The sequence below is a fragment of the Salinicola sp. V024 genome, from assembly GCF_052645315.1.
In genome coordinates this window covers 193,774-209,761 of the sequence record NZ_JBQXYB010000002.1, presented here as the reverse complement: position 1 = coordinate 209,761, position 15,988 = coordinate 193,774, and the positions used below count along the sequence as shown (strand labels likewise).

General features: G+C 61.3%; 10 protein-coding genes. 3 read left to right on the top strand and 7 right to left on the bottom strand.

Annotation, left to right across the window (positions count from 1 at the left end):
* Positions 1-42: 42 nt before the first annotated feature.
* The 3 genes from dgcA to ACUN9V_RS04340 form a co-directional block, all read right to left on the bottom strand.
* Positions 43-1,023 (bottom strand): N-acetyl-D-Glu racemase DgcA, encoded by a 981-nt coding sequence (gene dgcA, locus ACUN9V_RS04350; protein ID WP_445510476.1) that lies wholly within the window; start codon positions 1,021-1,023, stop codon positions 43-45.
* Positions 1,017-2,018: an N-acetyltransferase DgcN gene (gene dgcN / locus ACUN9V_RS04345; protein WP_445510475.1), complete on the bottom strand. Its 1,002-nt coding sequence runs from the start codon at positions 2,016-2,018 to the stop codon at positions 1,017-1,019. The genes dgcA and dgcN overlap by 7 nt, the downstream gene beginning before the upstream one ends.
* A 98-nt stretch (positions 2,019-2,116) precedes the next feature.
* A complete protein-coding gene (locus ACUN9V_RS04340; RefSeq protein ID WP_445510474.1) occupies positions 2,117-3,433 on the bottom strand; it encodes a M18 family aminopeptidase in 1,317 nt (438 codons plus the stop codon).
* 133 nt (positions 3,434-3,566) lie between these two features.
* Here ACUN9V_RS04340 and ACUN9V_RS04335 point away from each other — a divergent pair, with 133 nt between their 5' ends.
* From ACUN9V_RS04335 to ACUN9V_RS04325, 3 genes are all read left to right on the top strand, one after another.
* A complete protein-coding gene (locus ACUN9V_RS04335) occupies positions 3,567-5,708 on the top strand; it encodes a carboxy terminal-processing peptidase (RefSeq protein WP_445510473.1) in 2,142 nt (713 codons plus the stop codon).
* Between the two features lie 291 nt (positions 5,709-5,999).
* Positions 6,000-7,778, top strand: coding sequence for an NAD-dependent DNA ligase LigB (gene ligB, locus ACUN9V_RS04330; protein ID WP_445510472.1), 1,779 nt, complete (start codon positions 6,000-6,002; stop codon positions 7,776-7,778).
* A gap of 379 nt (positions 7,779-8,157) precedes the next feature.
* A complete protein-coding gene (locus ACUN9V_RS04325) occupies positions 8,158-9,396 on the top strand; it encodes a capsular polysaccharide export protein, LipB/KpsS family (RefSeq protein ID WP_445510471.1) in 1,239 nt (412 codons plus the stop codon).
* Positions 9,397-9,544: 148 nt separating this feature from the next.
* Here ACUN9V_RS04325 and ACUN9V_RS04320 read toward each other — a convergent pair whose 3' ends face one another.
* From ACUN9V_RS04320 to ACUN9V_RS04305, 4 genes are all read right to left on the bottom strand, one after another.
* Positions 9,545-10,495, bottom strand: coding sequence for a glycosyltransferase family 2 protein (locus ACUN9V_RS04320; protein ID WP_157957488.1), 951 nt, complete (start codon positions 10,493-10,495; stop codon positions 9,545-9,547).
* Positions 10,496-10,733: 238 nt separating this feature from the next.
* Positions 10,734-11,762, bottom strand: coding sequence for a glycosyltransferase (locus tag ACUN9V_RS04315; protein WP_075561209.1), 1,029 nt, complete (start codon positions 11,760-11,762; stop codon positions 10,734-10,736).
* A gap of 45 nt (positions 11,763-11,807) precedes the next feature.
* A complete protein-coding gene (locus ACUN9V_RS04310) occupies positions 11,808-14,120 on the bottom strand; it encodes a glycosyltransferase family 2 protein (RefSeq protein ID WP_445510470.1) in 2,313 nt (770 codons plus the stop codon).
* 11 nt (positions 14,121-14,131) lie between these two features.
* Positions 14,132-15,976, bottom strand: a complete 1,845-nt coding sequence (locus ACUN9V_RS04305) for a glycosyltransferase family 2 protein (RefSeq protein ID WP_445510469.1) — start codon at positions 15,974-15,976, stop codon at positions 14,132-14,134.
* Positions 15,977-15,988 lie beyond the last annotated feature (12 nt).

Genomic DNA, 15,988 nt, shown 5'->3' with positions numbered 1-15,988 from the left:
CGCTGAACCTCGCGACGCAGAGTGTAGCTCCATGACGACTGCTCATCCCCACAGAGCGGGCGTTGCCGGGTGCACACCCTCAACGTCGAAACGCATGCCGTGCTCACGATCCCGCGCCAGCAACAGCGGTCCGTCAAGATCCACCACCGCCGCCCCCTGCGCGACCAGCAACGCCGGCGCCATCGACAGCGACGATCCCACCATGCAACCCACCATGATCTCGAAACCCTGGGCCAGCGCCTCCTGCTTGAGCGCCAACGCCTCGGTCAGGCCACCGGTCTTGTCGAGCTTGATATTGATCATATCGTAGCGACCCACCAGGTTCGGCAGCGAGCGGCGATCGTGACAAGACTCGTCGGCGCAGACCGGGAGCGGTCGTTCGATCTCCGCCAGCGGCGCGTCGTCTCCAGCCGGCAGCGGCTGCTCGACCATGCCGATGCCGAGCGCCAGCAGGGTCGGCGCCAGACGTTGGTAGGCTTCTCGGTCCCATCCCTCGTTGGCGTCGACGATGATCCGCGCTTCCGGCGCGCCCTCACGAACCGCCTCGAGGCGTTCGATATCCCCCTCGCCACCCAGTTTCAGCTTGAGCAGCGGCCGATCGGCGTGACGCCTGGCCTTCTCGCGCATGACGTCCGGCGTGTCCAGGGATAGCGTAAAGGCCGTGATCTCGGCTCTGGGCTCATCGATGCCGGCAAGCGCCCAGACCGGCTTGCCGGCAATCTTGGCTTCCAGATCCCAGAACGCACAGTCGAGGGCGTTGCGCGCAGCGCCGGCCGGCAGTCGCGTCTGCAGCTCGAGGCGATCCATACCGTTTGCCAAGGCATCGCGCATCGACTCGATCTCGGCGATGACGCTATCGACCGACTCGCCGTAATGCGCGTAGGGAACGCACTCACCGCGCCCGGCATGCGTCCCGTCGTTCAACGTCGCGATCACCACACGCGCTTCGGTTCGCGAACCACGGGAGATGGTGAAGACTTCGGCAAGCGGGAAGACCTGCTCCTCGACGGTCAGTTTCAGCATGCCAGCACCGCCTCCGCCAGACGCTCGGCGCCCTGGCGGTAAGGGTCCACGCAGGGCAGGCTCAATCGTGTTTCCAGCTCGGCCAGATAGCGATCCGCCTCGTCGACCGGCATGGCGGCGGTGTTGACCGAAACGCCGACGACCCGGCAAGCGGGATTCACCACCTGCGCCAGCGGCAACGCCGTATCGCGCAGCTGTTCAAGCGTCGGCAGTGAGTAATGGGGCAGGCCGCGCATATGCGTGCGAGTGGGTTCGTGGCACAGAATCAGCGCATCCGGCTGGCCGCCGTGAATCAGCGCCAGGGTGACGCCGGAGTAGGAAGGATGGAACAGACTGCCCTGCCCTTCGATGATGTCCCAATGATCGTCATCGTTGTCCGGGGTCAGCCATTCGATCGAACCGGCCATGAAATCGGCGATGACGGCATCCAGCGGCACGCCTTCACCGGTGATCAGGATGCCGGTCTGACCGGTGGCACGGAAGCTCGACTTCGCGCCCCGCTCGCGCATGGCGATATCCAGCGCCAAGGCGGTGTACATCTTGCCGATCGAACAGTCGGTACCCACGGCCAGGCAGCGCTTGCCACTGCGCTTCTTGCCGTCGCCGATCGGATACTGAACCTGGGGTACGCGCACATCGATGAGGCGCCCGCCGTACTTCTCCGCCGCCGCCACCAGCTCCGGCTCATTACGCAGCAGGTTGTGCAGGCCGGAAGCGATATCCATCCCCGCGGCCAGCGCCTCCTTGAGCACGGCGATCCAACTGCGGGAAATCACGCCACCACGATTCGCCGCGCCGATCACCAGCGTTCTGGCCCCCTGGGCCACCGCCGCATCGATGTCGAGATCCGGAAGCTTCATATCCGCCTGGCAGCCGGGTAGCCGGTACTGCCCCAACGCATACTCCGGGCGCCAGTCACGAATGCCCTGAGCGACCTTGGCAGATAACGGATCGGGCACATCGCCCAGGAACAACAGATAGGGAGTCTTGAGCATGTCATCACTACTCGTTTCAAAGGAAAAAGCCGCTCGGCAGCCAGCCAGCGAGCACTTTCATCGCTTTATGTGGCTGTCTTGCCAATGTGGCGGAAGACTCAATCGATCGCCAGCTCGGGCCGGTCAAAAAATACCTTCAACGCGCGGATCAGATACGCCGGGTCACGACTGCCTGCCGTTTCGCGAATCGAATGCATGCCGAACTGCGGCACGCCAACATCGATGGTCGGCACGCCAAGTTCGGTCGCGGTGATCGGTCCGATGGTGCTGCCGCAGCCCATGTCCGCACGGGTCACGAACTGTTGAACGGGCACGCCGGCTTCACGGCAGATTTCATGGAACAGCGCCCCGGTGGCGCTGTTGGTGGCGTAGCGCTGGCTGGCATTGACCTTGATCACCGGCCCCGCGTTGAGTGACGGTCCGTGGTTCGGGTCGTGCTTGTCGGTGAAGTTGGGGTGAACGGCGTGAGCGTTATCGCAGGAGATCATCAGCGAGCGCTGGATCAGCCGCACGAAGCCCTCGTCGCCCGGCTCACCCAGCGCCGAGTTCACGCGCCGCAGCACGTCGGCGAGAAACGGGCCCTGGGCGCCACAGGCACTGGCGCTGCCGACTTCCTCGTGATCGTTGGCGACGAACAGCGCGCCCTGCCGACCGTCGGCCGCCAACAGTGCTTCGACACCGATGAAGCAGGAAAGCAGGTTGTCGAGTCGGGCACTGGCGATCATCTCGCCATTGACACCCACCCGCGCCGGCGGCTGTACATCATAGAAGCCCAGTTCGAAATCGACGATATCCGCCACCTCGATGGCGTGCTCGTGCTCGATCCACTGCTTGAGTAGACGGTCGAAATCCGGCGCGTCCCCACCCTGCATCATCAACGGCGCCATCTGCGTCTGCGCGTTCAACGCACGGCCATTGTTGGCTTCGCGATCCATGTGAATCGCCAGACTGGGAATGATCGCCACCGGTTCCGCCACGTTGAGCAGCACACCCTGCAGGGTGCCATCGGCCCGGCGCACGTGAACCCTACCGGCAATGCCGAGATCGCGATCGAACCACGGCGCCAGCAACGCCCCGCCGTACACCTGCACGCCCAACTGCAGCCAGCCTTTATTGACGATCGCCGGTTGCGGTTTGAGTCGCAACGCTGGACTATCCGTGTGAGCGCCGACCATACGCATCGCTTCGAGCGAAGAGTCAGGTAGTTGAAACGCAATCAAGGCACTATCGTTGCGCGTCACGTAATATTTTTTGCCCAGCGACAACTTCCAGCTGTCAGTTTCCTTGAGCGGCCGATATCCTGCCGCCTCCAGCCTTGCCGCCAGATTGGTGGTGGCGTGCCAGGGAGAGGGCGAATGCTGAAGGAAATCGATCAAGCGATCTTCGAGAGCCTTGTCGGCGGCATGGTCTGACATGGGTTTCCTCGGATGTCGGTCTGTAGTCACGCAAACTGACTGCTACAATGAATCCCGGACCTGAAAAAGATTCATGGATCCGGTGGTCTTCTAGGGAATAGAGAGTGTACAGGAAACCGGGAGTGCTTCATTGATGACCCTGATTGTCGCCGCTCGGTACGCGGCCATGTGTTTGCTACTGCTGGCATGGAGCGTCACGGCGCTAGCCGGTCCCACCCCAACGGATGACCAACGTCAGGCGGCAAGCGAAGTCGCCGAATCGCTGGAGTATGGGCATTACGCCGAGGTCGAGATCAACGACGCCTGGTCGAAGCGTGCGTTCAAGCGCCTGCTCGACGTCCTCGACGATCAGCGCGCCTACCTCCTGCAGCGAGACGTCGACAACTTCAGCGATCTGGAAACGACACTCGATGATGCGCTCAAGTCAGGCGATCTCGATCGTGTCTATGCATTCTATTCACATTATCAGGATCGACTCGAAGCCCGACTGCAGTGGCTGGTGAAAAGAGTCGATCAGGGGATCGACTACGACTACGCCAGCAACGAACGCTTGGCGCTCGATCGGGAAGATTCCTCCTGGGCGGGAAGCGAGAGTTCGCTGGACGATCTATGGAACAAACGTCTGGAGAATGCCGCGCTGACGCTGTCGCTGAGCGACCAGTCGCCGCAGGAGATCCAGAAGACGCTGCATGATCGCTACACCAACCAGCTCAACCGTGTACGCCAGACCAACGCCGAAGATGTACTGGTGCTGCTGATGGCGGCAGTCACCGGCACCGTCGACCCTCATACCGAGTATTTCTCGCCGCAGCAGAGCGAATCGTTCGATATTCAGATGCGGCTGTCGCTGGAAGGCATCGGCGCACTGCTGCAGAGCGACGGTGAGTACGTCAAGGTATCGAGCCTGGTACCCGGCGGACCCGCGGACAAGGCCGGCGTGCTGCAACCGGCGGACCGTATCGTCGCGGTGGGTCAGGATGAAGATGGCGACATGGTCAACGTGGTCGGCATGCGCCTCGATGAAGTGGTGGATCTGATTCGTGGGAAAAAGGGCTCGACGGTACGTCTGGACGTCATTCCCGCCAAGGCCGTCGACGTGACGCGCACACACACCGTCAGAATCACTCGCGATACCGTCAAGCTGGAGGACCAGGCCGCTCACAGCCGGATCGAGCAGGTCAAGCGTGATGGCGAGACGCACAAGATCGGGGTCATCACGGTGCCGGCTTTCTATGTCGACTTCGACGCCTGGCAAGCCGGTGAATCCGATTATCGCAGCACCACCCGCGACGTCGCCAAGGAGATCGACAAGCTCAAGGCGCAAGACGTCGAAGGTATCGTGCTCGATCTGCGCAATGACGGCGGCGGCGCGCTGCAGGAAGCCAATTCGATGATCGGCCTTTTCATCGACCGCGGGCCGACCGTACAGGTTCGCGACGCTCAGGGACGCATCAACCTCTATGGCGATACCGACGCCGGTGTCGCCTACGACGGCCCGCTCGCCGTGCTGGTCAACCGCCTCTCCGCTTCCGCTTCCGAGATCTTTGCCGGTGCGATTCAGGATTACGGTCGAGGTCTGGTGGTCGGCAGTCGAACCTTCGGCAAGGGCACGGTGCAGACCCTGACCGATCTCAGCCATGGACAGATCAAGCTGACACGCGCCAAGTTCTACCGGATTTCCGGCGAGAGCACCCAGCATCGCGGCGTCGAACCGGACATTCTCTATCCCAGCTTGATCGACCCCGACGAGATCGGTGAAAGCGCCCTCGACAACGCCCTGCCCTGGGATCGAGTACGCCCGGTGCAGTACCGCCTCTATGGAGAGCCGTGGCGGTATATTGAGGGACTGCAGGACCGTCACGAGCGACGCATCGCCAACGATCCCGATTTCGTCTATCTCGAGAAGCAGGCCCAGTTGAGTAAGCGTCTACGCGATCAGCAGACCAGCATCAGTCTCAACAAGGATCAGCGTCAGCGCGAGATGGACGCCCAGGAAAGCGAGCAGCTGGCGCTGGAGAATCAACGACGCCGAGCGCTGGGAATGGAACCGCTCGAGCACTGGACCGATGCCCGCGAAGATGGGAGCACGTCGGGCGAGGCCGAGGACAAGGCGAGCGAAGGTTCCGGCAGTAAGGACGGTAAAGGCGCGGCTGCCGACGATAGCAGCGAGGGAGATGCAGCCGATTCCGACGATGCCAAACCGATCGATCGCGCCGAACTGCAGGAAACCTCGCAGATATTGCTTGACTACGTGCAGTTGAAGTCCAACGGATAATCTATCGCGCCCGGCGTGCGGTCATCCGGCGCCAGGTACGGACCAGTAAGCTCCGACGTGTCGAACCCAGAATTAGCCAGTCGAATTTAGCATCAGCCAAGGGCCTCGCGAACTCGCAAGGCCCTTTTTTCGTTTAATGCTTGATGGCAGCCGCAACGTCGAACCCGGCCTGCCTAGGGTTTAGAAAATAAGGGCTTGGAAACACGGGTTCAGAAAACAAGGATTCAGAAACAAGGGTTCAGAAAATCGCTCATCGGTCGTTGAACGTCTGGAAGACTCGAGAGCGACATCATGATGGCGACATTGATCCGAGCAGCGGTGCTCCTCTGGCTGGGTCTATCAGGAATTGCCCAGGCGGACACAATCCATCCCAGCCCCACTCCTGCAGTTCACCCCGGCACGCTGGAGATCTCATGCCCACCTGGCGCGGCTAGGGCACAACAGCAGAGCGCTTACGAGGCACTGACTCGACGACTCGAGCGGTGGGATGAGGCCTATTATCAACGTCACGAACGCCTGGTCGACGACGGGGTCTACGACGAAGCCAAACGTCGCTGGCAGCGCTGGCGTCGCTGTCTCGAGCCAGCTGCCGCGACAACCCACCAGGCCACACCTTCGTCAGCTAATGACGATCTCAAGCACCCTTTCGCTCAGACCGGACTCGACAAACTGCCCGATCGAAAGGCCGTCGGTGAGTGGTTGTCGCGGCAATCGGGGCGGGCGCTATGGATTCAGCCCAAGGTCGATGGTGTCGCGGTCACCCTGGTCTATCGCGGTGGCAAGCTCGCCTCCGCCATCAGTCGAGGCGACGGCGAGTATGGACAGAACTGGACCGCCCAGGCCCAACGAATAGCCGGCATCCCGCAACAGCTGGGCAACGAGGCACCGATAACACTTCAAGGTGAGCTCTTCCTGCGACTGCCCGACCACGTTCAGGCCCGGGATGGCGGTGTTTCGGCGCGCTCACAGGTCGCCGGACTGATGAACCGGAAGACGTTATCGGCGCAGGATGCCGAGGCGGTCGGCTTCTTCGCCTGGGCCTGGCCGGATGGGCCTGTGACCGGTAACAGCCGGCTCGAACAGCTGACGCAGCTGGGGTTCGTCGATACCGCCCATTACACCCGGCGCATCGAGGGCTCCTCCCCGACCGACCGATTGGCACAGGTCGAACACTGGCGCGATCGCTGGTATCGCACCGGACTACCCTTCGCCTCCGACGGCGTGGTAATCAAGCGGAGCGAGCGCCCGTCGGGGCAACACTGGCAGCCGCAGCCGCCGAGCTGGGCCATTGCCTGGAAATATCCGGCGGCGCAGACGCTGGCCGTGGTCGAATCCGTCGACGTCTCGGTCGGGCGAACCGGCCGCCTGACCCCGATCGCCCGACTGGATCCGGTCCTGCTCGACGACCGCGAAGTCAGTTCGATCAGCCTGGGCTCGCTGGATCATTGGCAAACGCTGGATGTTCACCCCGGGGATCAGGTTTCGATCTCTCTCGCCGGCGCCACCATTGCCCAGATCGACCGGGTAGTGATACCGGCCACGCCACGACAGCCGCTGGAGCTGCCCGACACTCGACGCTACGACGCGCTGTCCTGTCTGCGCCTGACACCCGGCTGCCGGGAACAGTTCCTGGCCCGGCTGGAATGGCTGGGCAGCGCTCACGGCCTGGACATGACCGGCATTGGCCCCGCCGCCTGGGCCGCGCTGGTCGACGCCGGCCTGGTCGACGATCTATTGTCCTGGCGACAACTGGATGTCGCCCAGCTTCAAGCCCTGCCTGGCGTCGGGGAGACGCGCGCTCGGCAGTGGATCGGCGCGTTCGACGAGGCCGAGAACGCGAGCCAAAGACAGTGGCTCGTCGCTCTGGGCATGCCACCGATACCAGCAGCCGTCGAGCAGGCGGCACTCGCGCCCTCATTGAACCGGCTGCGCGAACGCTCGGCGACATCCTGGCAAACCTTCGATGGCATCGGCGTCGTCCGCAGCGAACGACTGGCGACCTTCTTCCACCACCCCACCATCGATGCCCTGCTCGACACGATTTTCCAAACGCCGACGACGACCTTGTGAATCGCCAGTCCCGTCTTCAGCACCCCGCCCTACCGCCAGCATTCGTCGAAATCTGGTCGAACGCCTGTCAGGCCACTTGCCGGTGACGGCAAGTCGGTCTGACAAGACTCATCTCTGCAGAACCATTTAAACCACCGTCCGATTCAAGAAAACGCGGCATGGCGGGGCTGCCAAGTCGCGTTACAGTCACCTCGTGTCTGCGTACCGGCGGCCTTCCGTGGCATATCTCATCGATATGTCCGAACGACCTATCGCCGACAGGCAATGCCTCTATCCGGTCGTCCAGCTCCAAATGGCCACGCTCAGAGGCTGATACCCGAAGGTCCATACCCGAAGGTCCATACCCGAAGGTCCATAACCAGAGAGAGGGATCGACACGATGTTCCCCGCAAGGCGATCCTTCCTGTTCCTGCAAGGTCCCCGCTCACGCTTCTTCGACCAGCTGGGGCAGCGACTCAGTGACGACGGCCACAGGGTCGTCAAAGTCAACTTCACCGTTGGAGATCAGCTGGGATGGCATGGGAAATCGGCGGAAACCTTTCGTGATCCCCTGCCCATGCTGGGCGAGTTCGTCACCGACCTGTGGCGACGTCATGGCATCACCGACCAGGTTGCCTTCGATGACCGTCGGCCCGTCCACAAGGGAGTGCTGGGCGCAGCGCGACGACGCGGCATTCGTAACCACATTCTGGCGCCCGGGTACTTTCAACCCTACTGGGCCACACTCGAGCGTGAAGGCGTCGACGGCTACTCGCTGCTTCCGCGGGATCCCGAGTGGTATCACAGCGTTGGCCCGACCATCCCTCACGCGCTGCCTCCCCGACCTTTCCAGCAGCGCCTCACACCACATCTGGTGCGGAATATCGGCTACCAGCTGGCCGATATGACCGATTGGCTGCGATTTCGCCACACGCGCCGTCACACCCGATCCTGCGGCGACATCGACTATCGACGACTCATCGGCCGAGGTCGACGCCGATCTGCCATCCGCTGTCGGCGACTGCTCGACGAGAGGCAGCCGTTCTTTCTGTTTCCGCTCCAGCAGGATGGCGATAGCCAAATTCTTTGCCACTCGCCCTATGCCGATATGGCCGAAGGCGTGACGCGGGTCGTCGGCTCGTTTGCCCGTTTCGCACCGGGACATACACGGCTGGTCGTTCTCGATCCAAAGGGAACGGCTTCTACGGGCTACGTTCGCCGACTACGGGATCTGGCGCGAGAAACCGACCTGGGCGAGCGACTGGTGTTCCTGTCCGGGATCGATTTGAAAACGCTGATCGATCATGCTTCGGGGCTGGTAACGATCAATGGCCGCGAAGGGTTTGCAGCGCTGGAGAGCGGGTGCCCGACCCTGGCACTGGGGGAGTCGATCTACCGCCTGCCTGGATTGACCTCCGCCAGTACTCTGGAGGACTTCTGGCGCTATCCGATCGGTCCCGAGAGGCGCCTGTTTCGAAGCTTCGCCAAAGTCGTCATTCATGCCACTCAGATCAACGGCGGCTTTTACGATCGCGAAGGCATCGACCTGGCCGTGATCAATGCCGTGGCGCATCTGACCCAGGACATCTCCCCTATCGAGCGGCTACTGTGGGACTCTCGCCTACCGGTCGCCTCGTAGACTTTTCGTACAAACCCTAGGTTCGATTCTCGGTAGCTTTCGAGCAATCCGTTCTGCTGACGAACCGTCCCTATCCTTACAAAGAAAAGCGGCCAGGTGATTGTCACCCGGCCGCTCTTTTGGCTACCCGCTCGGTCGTCGAATCCGCCTAGGAATTAGCCGGAGAGAGTGCCCTTCCAATGTCGATTCGGGGTTTCACCATCAACTTGGTGAACGCCATCAAGACCATCTCTTCGATCGCCGGCCCCATATCCGCCTTGAGCGCTTCGTAACTCGGATAACTCGGCGTCGGCGCGATGCACATCTCGAAGAAGTGCTGGCGATTGATGTGCGGATTGTCGATGAAGAACTGGCTCAAGCGGTTGTGCTTTTCCTGTTTCGCCGCACTGGAAACGTAGTTGCCCATCCGCGCGAAGAACTGTTCCACGCTCCGTAGCGGCAAGTGATAGATGCAGGCTTCCCACTCCCGGGCGAAATTCATGATCTCGGCCTCAGGCTCCAGCACTGTGCCATCCTGCTTGGCCATCAGCCAGTGATAACCCATATGCAGACGATGGGACTGGCGATGCATGAACAGCGCCTTGGTATCGGAGGCCTGCTCCCCCAGCGACCAGTATTCGGCCTCCAGCAGCTTGCCTTCCAGATCCTGCTGATAGGCGATCCGCTCCTTGCAGATCACGTTGATCCACGGCAGCCGGAAGTAGAATCGCTTCAGATTTTCTTCCCCCGGGAATCGCTGTGCGAATGCCGCGTAGAAGTCCTTGACCGTGAGCCTGTTCTTGAAAGTCAGGAACTCATCGGCGTCGAAGCCGTAGACGACGTTGAAGCAGTCCTTTTTCAGGTAGATATCCAGCGCCCCGTTGATATAGTCGGCTTTGCGCCTGGAAAAGCCCTGTTCGTCCTCGATCTCGACGAAGGCGATCTCCTTTTCCGGGTAGCGGTCACGCAGCTCGGCGACGCACTCTCTGAGGAAATCGTGCTCGATATGGCTGAGTACGATGAGCCGGTCGAATCCCAACCGCAGGTGATGCAGGAAAGACGCGAAGACGACGTCTTCTTCACCCCTCACCATCGTAATGGCGGTAAATTCGATATTCATGATTGAGCTTCCTGTCATGTTAAAGATACTTGCCGCCGTGGCGGCGACACAAAGTGGGAAACGGAGCCGGCGTGCTCACACAGGATCGACGCTCGGGATCAGCGCGATCCTCTTGACGTCAACGCGATCCTCTCGATCTCAACGCGATTCTCTTGACCTCAACGCCACCATTTTGACCTCAACGCCACTATTTTGACCTCAGCGCAATAATGTCGATTCCCGCACTTTCCGTTCAGTGTCACCGGCGCACCCACCAGAAAGCTCGAGCCTTCTCCGGATTACCGATATCCATCGCCTTACGAGCGGCGTTCTGCGCCATCAGACGTGCGCCCGCCGGATCGTCGATCAACTGTTGCATCGCCGAACGCCAGGCTTCGGGCGTGTCCTCGACCAGTAAACCGTCCTCGCCGTGCGAGACGATCTCCCGGTAGGGAGAACGCGCACTGTAAAGGCCGACGCTCCCCATCGCCGCGTTGTCCAGAAACTTGATATAGGTCTTGCCGGCGTTGAACGGCGTGTCGCGCATCGGCGTCAGGCTGATATGCATTCGCTGACGACCGCGGTAGCGCTGAAAGGCCCGCCAGCCTAGAGGCTTGGGCGTCCGGACCCGCTGCAACCCGCGTAGCGAGACCGGCGAAAATCCTCCCAGCATGATCTCGAACGTCAACGCCTTGTTGCGTTCGTGGATATCGACCAGCGCCGGCGTGATGTTCTCGAGATCGGCCAGGTGAGCCCGAGAACCGTGAAACCCCACACAGGGTGCCAGCATCGAAAAATGATCGTGACTCGGCATCGCCGCAATCAATGACGGGGCCAGGAGCGCAACCGAATCGTGACGACGACTGAAGTGTCTCGCCAACGGTTCACAGCAGGCGATCACTTCGTCGGCGATCGCCAGCAAGCGTGGCTGCAAGTGAGAGGCCACATGCGCCATTCGCCGCCGGTAGGTTTCCGGCAGCTCTTCGTCTTGCGCAGCGGCATCGACATCGTCGTCGATCAGATAGCGAATGGTGGACAAACGGTGACGGTTGTCTTCCAGCCAGGAAATCCAGGCGCCGTTGAGCGACCGGCAGACGAGGATGTGGGCATCGCGCAGTTCGCCCACCAGCCAGGGCATGCACATGACCGGCAGCCGCCAGTAGCTGGTGTCGATCCGCTTGACTTCGATGCCACGTGATTGCAGCCACGGAGCCACCGATTTCAGAAAGTAGATATCTTCGGTCGGACAGGTTCCATCACTCAAAACCACCCAGCGCGGATAGTTCATGATCAGTCCCCTCGTAGGCTGGAAATTCATTCTTCCCGCTGCGACTCAACGCAGCGAAAAGTCCTCGTAAGTCAGTGTCAGGCTGGGGTGATAGGCCGGATCATCGAACAGTCGATGCCGCCAGCGCCGGCGCATGTAATCCGCTTCCCGGCTCGCCCGTTGCCGCTTGGCGTTGGTGTCGTCGGCGCCTCGAGAAACGGACTCGTGGTGATAGAGTTCGGCAAACGGCGTCCACAGGTTGCGGTAACCCGCTTCCCGGACCTTGAGACAGAAATCGACATCGTTGAACGCCACCGCCAGATTCTCTTCGTCGAGACCGCCCACGGCATCGAACAGTGACTTGCGCACCACCAGACAGGCGGCAGTAACGGCGGAATAATTCTGCGCCAGATGCAGACGGCTGAAATATCCCGGTTCGTGACGCGAAAAGTACTTGTGCGCGTGGCCGGCGACACCGCCAACCCCGAGTAGGACGCCGGCGTGCTGGACCGTGCCGTCGGGGTAGTAGAGCTTGGCACCGACACAGCCGATCTCGTCGCGACAGGCCTGACCGACCATCTCTTCCAGCCAATCCTCGTTGATCGGTTCGATATCGTTGTTGATCAGGCCGAGAATGTGCCCGTTGGCGTGACGCGCCCCGAAGTTGTTGATGGCCGAGTAGTTGAACGGCTGCGCCCAACGCAGCACGCGCACCCGCGGGTCCGTCGCGATGTCATCGAGAAAGGCCAGTGTCTGCGGGCAGGTCGAACCGTTGTCGAGGATCAGAAGTTCCAGATGCGGATAGCGCGTCCGCTCGAGTATCGCCTCGACGCAGGGCCGCAGGATCGACACCTGATCGCGGGTCGGTATCAGCAGGCTCACCAGTGGAGCGGGATCCGGGATCGGCCAGCGGACACGGTAGGTATTGGGGAATTTCCCCGGCTCGACACTCGCGCCTGCGGCGTGCCGAGTCAGGTAGTCCTGCACCGCCTGCAGACCGGCATCTGCGGTGTACGCCTTCTCCACGGCGGCCGACGCCGTCGAGCCCTGACCGGCGTGCCAGTGATAGAGCACATGCGGAATTCTGACGATCTGGTCCGGATCGAGTCCGGCACAAAAACGCAATGTCAGATCATGATCCTGACTGCCTTCGAAGCCCTGGCGGAATCCCCCAAGAGAGTTGACGCGCTCGGTGCGATAAACGCCGAGATGCGAGACATAGTTCTGTCCCAGCAGCAGGTCGGGATTCCACGCCGGCTTGAAGTGCGGGTCGAAGCGCTCGTCGAAGTCATCGATCTTGTCCTCGTCGCTGTACAGAAGCGCCGCCTGCGGTTGTCGCTGCAAGGTCTCGATCACGTGGTAGAGCGCTTCCGGCACCAGACGGTCGTCGTGATCGAGCAGCGCTACATAGTCACCGCGGGCACGTGCCAGCGCGGTGTTGCTGGCCGCGCAGATATGGCCGTTGGTCGGGCGAAAGACCACCTCGATGCGAGAATCCCGCTCGGCATAGTGGGAAAGCCGTTCATGCACGCGGGGATCGGTCGAGGCGTCGTCGGCGATACATAGCTGCCAGTTAGGATAATGCTGGGCCAGCACCGACTCGATGCAGTGATCGAGATCCTTGATGACGGGGTTATAGGTCGGCAGCAGGATCGAGATCAGCGGACGATAGGAAAAAGTGGTCAGCTGCCGAGATATCTGCTCGATGGAGAGCACCGGCTGCTGTACCAGCCATTGCCGATAGCTCTTGCGCGGACAGAGGCGAACGAAAGTCTCCTCGTACTGCTTCAACGCCAGCGCGCGCCAATGAAGCTTCTGCGCCTGTGCGCTCAACTTCAGTTGGGCAAGCACCCTGGCCTTGGGCGTCTCGAGCCACTGACCGTGCAGATTGGCCAGCCGCTGAGCCAGACGATCGTGGGCGAACCATGGGGTTAGCCACACCAGCCGCAGATGATCGACGACGAAGCACCCTTCCGCTTCCAGCGGATCGAAGCGGATTCCTCGGATACCGGCCCCGATGAAACACAACCGTTTGGCGATCCGCCCCGGCCGTAGCGTCAGGTAAAAACTTTCCGCCTCGTTGAATCCCTGTCCGGTATCGACATATAGCCGCGCCGAGCCGCTCGGCTGATCATGGCGGATACCGATTTCGAGCATGTTCCAGCCCGGCAGGGGTAGCTGGCGACGCCAGGCGAATTGCGGATCGTTGCCCAGCGAACGCCAGTTATAAAGGCCAGCCACACCGTCATCGACCGTCAGGGCCTCGAGCTGATGAATGGGCTTCAGACGGGGGTAACAGACCACTCGCGTGGAGCGTTTGAGGCCGCGCCAGAACATCCAGTCCCTGGAAGCTGAGGTCGACGACAGCGAGGTCTGCATCGGTACGCCCCTCATGGTTCCAGCACGGGCTGGAGAGTGACGGTTCGCTGCACGCGATGGCGACCCAATGACTGCTGGGTCAGGGTGACGCGGCAATCGACGATGTCCCCCTGACCGGCCTCGAGCGGCAGATGGAAACCCACGAAAGCGCCGCGCGGTGCGCCCCATCGCAGCATCCCGGGACGCAGCGCATTGGCCAGCGTGCGACCGACCTTGCGATCGTTGACCCAGACATCGATCTCGACGGGGCTGTCGTCGCCGGCCCACCAGGCCCAGCCCACCACCTTGTCGGCCACGCACTGTTGAATCGCGCCGTGGACGAAGGGTCGACCCTGCTCGAACAGCGCCAGCCGGGAATCGAACAGCCGCTGACACTGCTGATAGAGCTGAAAATCTTCGGCATTCAGCCCCCGTAAGGCGTTTTCGTCTTCCTCATCGACGTCATAGCTATGATCCAGCGACGCGTGGCCCAGATTTTTGGCCATACCCGGAATTTCCCAGCCATACAGTGCGTTCAGCATCGCCAGCGATTCGGGATAGCGTTCCGTCAGCCCGATGAATCCCAAAGCCTCGATTCGAGTCGACTCCAGGAAGCGACTCTGCCGATTGATCATGTCGTGGCGACGGTAGAACGCCGAGAACGTGTCCTGGTAGCCATGGTGACGAACGAAGTGATGATAATCGGAGGCCAGGCGCTGCAAGGGATCACGCACGAAAGAGAAGCAGTGGCGCAGCCCCGCCAGATGCGCGTACTTGTCCAACCGGACGTGGCCCCCAAGCAGTTTCACATCCTGGGCGCAAAGCGTCTGCCACAGCTGCCATACATCGCGGCGCTCATAGCCCCAGCGCACCACTTCGGGAGCGGTTTCAGGCTCCTTTTCCCCGTAGTCGTGCCATACCCGGTCTTCACCGAGATAGGCCTTGGCGCCCAGGCGAAAGCTCGTCCCCGCCGTCTTAGGGATATGCACGAAGAAACACGGCTGGCGCCGGGCCGGGAAGGCTTCGGGAGCGAGATCCTGACTGGCCTTGCGAACGCGACTCAAAAGCTCCGACGAGAACTGGACCGACTCGTCGTTCATGTCGTGGCGGTTAAAATAACTCAGGTCGCGGGAGTGCATCGGCCCCATGTTGGCGCGTCCGCGGGACATCTTGGTATCGACGAACTCCTCCTGCGATTTGATGTTGTAGTGGTAAATCTTCATCGGCGTGTCGATCACGCTTTGGGTGCGCCCGGACTGCGCCTTGCCCTCGATGAAATCCACCGTCTGGCCATCCGCCGAGAGATAGCGATAACCCGGTTTCAGCTGTGCCGTATGTGGCGTCATCGACAGTACCCGCGAAGGTTTGACGATCGATTTCACGTGGCAGTTGACGACTCGCGCACAATCGCTGGCCATGCTGAATCGCTCCAATACGCCTCCCGGCTGGCGAAACCGCATCCCGGAAGACCCGAAAATTCGCCAGTTGATCGCCACCGCGCCCACTTCCTCCGACGCGAGTGTGGGAGCTAGCCATTCCAACGGTCTGTCGCAGTGCGGATGCACCAGAAATTCGTCGACATCCATAAAGGCCATGTAGGTCGATTCATGCCCGTGGTGCTCGAGTACGTGCTGATACCACAGGATCTGTGCTCGTTCTTCAGGCTCCCACTGGCAAGCGGTGACCAATCCCTGGCTTTGCCATTTCGCCAACAACAGCTCGGTATCGTCGCTGCTGCCGTGATCGGCGATATAAAAGTGTTCGAAGCCGATCAGCTGGTGGTAAGCAATCCACTCGGGGAGGTACTGACGTTCATTCTTGACGATGGCGACCATCGCAAATCGATAACGGGGTTGATTGGCGGTGCGTGAAATCATTGGCGTAAGTTC